Source organism: Halochromatium sp., from assembly GCF_054919635.1.
In genome coordinates this window covers 1-3,608 of sequence record NZ_JBUDPI010000366.1, presented here as the reverse complement: position 1 = coordinate 3,608, position 3,608 = coordinate 1, and the positions used below count along the sequence as shown (strand labels likewise).

General features: G+C 61.3%; 3 protein-coding genes. 1 reads left to right on the top strand and 2 read right to left on the bottom strand.

Annotated elements, in window-relative coordinates:
• Nucleotides 1-89: 89 nt before the first annotated feature.
• Entirely contained in the window at nucleotides 90-1,613 is a 1,524-nt protein-coding gene (locus ACY693_RS16675) for a sigma-54-dependent transcriptional regulator (protein WP_462322935.1), read from the bottom strand.
• Between the two features lie 4 nt (nucleotides 1,614-1,617).
• On the bottom strand, nucleotides 1,618-2,016 hold the full coding sequence (locus tag ACY693_RS16670; protein ID WP_462322934.1) for an Hpt domain-containing protein: 399 nt from the start codon (nucleotides 2,014-2,016) through the stop codon (nucleotides 1,618-1,620).
• A gap of 195 nt (nucleotides 2,017-2,211) precedes the next feature.
• Between ACY693_RS16670 and ubiD the strand changes: the two genes are divergently transcribed.
• Nucleotides 2,212-3,608: 4-hydroxy-3-polyprenylbenzoate decarboxylase (ubiD, locus tag ACY693_RS16665; RefSeq protein ID WP_462322933.1), on the top strand; the 1,397-nt coding region annotated here is incomplete at its 3' end.

Below are 3,608 nucleotides of genomic sequence, written 5' to 3'. Positions count from 1 at the left end.
TCCAGCTGGCTGAGCTTTGATCAGTGCATCATTGCTGATCCGACGCTTACTCTCGTTGCCCGCTAGGGCAGTGTGAGCCGCTTGGCGTACTACTCGTCAGTCTCAGCGTCCGTGTCCCAGGTTTGGCGTTTGCGATAGATGGTCGAAGGGCTAACACCGAGCGCTGCAGCGGCCTGGGGGATGTTGCCATCGAAGTGATCGATCGCGGACTCGATGGCTTCGCGCTCGATATCCTTCAAGCGCCTGATCGGTGATCCCTGGTTGTTGGAACGGCGAGACGGGGCTTCTGTATCTCGCTTGGGGTTGGCGCTAGGGTCGGCGTTAGCCCCTAAAGTCGCTCCAGATGCCGCCCGAGATGTCGCTCCATTGGTTGTCTCGATATTCAGCTCGGCACTCGGCTTGGTACTCAGCGGCAAGTCGTGGCTCAGCGGCGCGGGCAGCATCGCTCGAGTGACGCAATCGGCGTCGTGTAGCACAACCACATGCTGGATCACATTCTGCAGCTGACGGACATTACCTGGCCAGCGGTAGCGCACAAATAGCCCTTCGACCTCTGGATCGAAGGCGTGTAGCTGTTTGCCTTCCTCGCTACTGTATTGGTAGAGGAAATGATGTGCCAGCTGCAGAATGTCGCCGTTGCGCTCGCGCAGCGGCGGCAAGTGGATCGGAATCACATGTAGGCGATAGAAGAGATCCTCGCGGAAACGGCCAGCTGCCACCTGCTCAAAGGGATCACGGTTGGTTGCGCAGACCAGACGCACATCCACCTTCTCCTCGCGGTTGGCACCAACAGGCTGGAACTGGCTGCTTTGCACGAAACGAAGCAGCTTCGCTTGGAGATCCAGGTCCAGCTCGCTGATCTCGTCCAAGAACAGGGTGCCGCCGTCCGCCTGTTTCGCCGCTCCTGCCCGATCGCGCACCGCGCCGGTGAAGCTGCCTTTGACGTGACCGAAGATCTCGCTTTCCATCAGATCGCGCGGGATCGCAGCGCAATTGATGGCGACAAAGGGCGCCGCGTTGCGGCCGCTACGTCGATGGATCGCCTGGGCGCAGACCTCCTTGCCCGTGCCACTCTCACCGGTGATGAAGAGGGTGGCGCGGCTTGGCGCTGCACTGTCGATGATGCGATAGACTGCCTGCATGGGCAGCGAGGAGCCGATGAAGCCATAGTAACGCTCGCGCTGAAAATCATCGCGCAGGCGCTCGACCAGGCTCGACATCTGCCGTTGCTCGATGGCATTGCGCAGCGTCACCAGCACACGCTTCTGGGTGAGCGGCTTTTCGATGAAATCGAAGGCGCCGTACCGCATAGCGTCAACGGCTCGATCGACCGAGCCATGCGCAGTGATGACGACCACGGCAATCGGCATCTTGCGCTCATAGATGTGCTGCAAGATCTCCATGCCATCGATGTCTGGCAGCTGCAGATCGAGCAACAGCGCCAACGGTGGCTCGCGCTCAATGGCTGCCATCCCGCTGCGGCCATCCGGCACATGGGTCACGCTGTAGGGCTGATCCCTTAGGTAACCGCGATAGATGGCGCCTTGAGTAAGGCTATCCTCGATGATCAGGACCTTGGTCAGTGGGTCCAAGGCCGGTTCAAGTTGGGCCATCGGCTTAGGGGCAACCTGCGCTAGGATAGCGTTGATTCAGATCCTCGGTGATGCGCTGGACCTGGTACTGCAACTGTTGGAACTGCTTCTGCAATGCCGCTAAGTCGCCGGCTCGGCCGGCATGCTCGATCGCGATTGCCAGGTCGATGAGTCCGCTCGCGCCCAGTGTCGCGGCCGTGCCCTTGAGGGCATGCGCATGGCGACTGGCCGAGTTCCAGTCCCGATTCGATAACGCTTGAGCAACATCCTTGACGCGCTGGTCCACCTCAGTGCGAAACGCCTGGATGACCTCGGGCATCATCGCCTCGGAGAGATCACGCTGCAGCGATGCCAGCACCTGCTCGTCGATCGCAGGTCGGTTGAAGCCGGTGTTAGCCACCGGCTGTTGTGCCCCTTCGGACATGGAGTCCCTCGCTCAGCATCAGTCGCGCTATTGTCGCGCGGCTCGCTTAGCAGGTCAAAGCGGTAAATGCTGTGATCATGGTCTCAGTTTAGTGAGCCCGGCGCTTGGAGTGAGGCTCAGAAGGTGCACTGCACAGGACTGATGGATGAGAAAATGGGGTTTCGTATCCGCTCAAGCCATTCATCGAGAGAGCCATTGAAATACCAGGATCTGCGCGATTTTATTGATCAGCTCGAGCGTCGCGGCGAGCTCAAACGGATCGGCATTGAGGTCGATCCCTATCTCGAAGTGACCGAGATCTGCGATCGTACCCTGCGTGCGGGTGGGCCGGCGCTGCTATTCGAGCGCCCAAAAGGCTCCCGCGTGCCACTATTGGGTAACCTGTTTGGCACGCCACAGCGGGTCGCGCTCGGCATGGGGGAGGAATCGGTCTCCGCTCTTCGCGAGGTCGGCAAGCTGCTTGCCTTTCTCAAGGAGCCAGACCCGCCGAAGGGGATGAAGGAGGCTTGGCGCACCCTGCCAATCTTCAAGAAGGTGCTGGATATGGCGCCGAAGGTGCGGCGCAATCCGCCCTGTCAAGAGCAGGTGCTCGAGGGCGAGCAGGTTGATCTTGGCCATCTGCCCATCCAGCACTGCTGGCCCGGTGATGCCGCACCGCTCATCACCTGGGGGCTGGTCATCACCCGTGGACCCGAGAAGTCGCGGCAGAATCTCGGTATCTATCGGATGCAGGTGCTGGGTCGCAATCGGGTCATCATGCGCTGGCTCGCGCACCGGGGCGGGGCACTCGATTTCCGCGACTGGCAGCGCGCACATCCAGGTCAGCCCTTCCCGATTGCCGTCGCCCTCGGCGCCGACCCGGCGACCATCCTTGGCGCTGTCACGCCGGTGCCCGACAGCCTGTCCGAGTACGCCTTTGCCGGCCTGCTGCGGGGGAGTCGCACCGAGCTCGCTGCCTGTCTCGGCTCCGATCTGCAGGTCCCAGCCACGGCTGAGATCGTCCTCGAGGGACATCTGCATCCCGACGATACGGCGCCCGAGGGACCGTTTGGCGACCACACAGGCTATTACAACGAGGTCGATGAGTTTCCGGTCTTTACCATCGATCGCATCGCCCAGCGTCAGCAGCCGATCTACCACAGCACCTATACCGGCCGGCCACCGGATGAGCCGGCTATCCTCGGCGTTGCGTTAAACGAGGTCTTCGTGCCGATCCTGCAGAAGCAGTTTCCTGAGATCGCCGACTTCTACCTACCGCCCGAGGGCTGCTCCTATCGACTCGCGGTGGTCGCGATGAAGAAGCAATACCCGGGTCACGCCAAGCGGGTGATGCTCGGCGTCTGGTCGTTCCTGCGCCAGTTCATGTACACCAAGTTTGTCATTGTCGTCGACGACGACGTCTGCGCGCGCGACTGGAAGGACGTGATCTGGGCCATGACCACGCGAATGGACCCGGCACGGGATACGGTGATGATCGAGAACACGCCGATCGACTATCTGGACTTCGCCTCTCCGGTCTCTGGGCTCGGCTCCAAGATCGGTTTTGACGCCACCAGCAAGTGGCCCGGCGAGACGACGCGCGAATGGGGTCG

Coding starts and splice junctions, on each gene's coding strand:
- ACY693_RS16675 (WP_462322935.1), bottom strand. CDS start 1,613: ATGGCCCAACTTGAACCGGCCTTGGACCCACTGACCAAGGTCCTGATC.
- ACY693_RS16670 (WP_462322934.1), bottom strand. CDS start 2,016: ATGTCCGAAGGGGCACAACAGCCGGTGGCTAACACCGGCTTCAACCGA.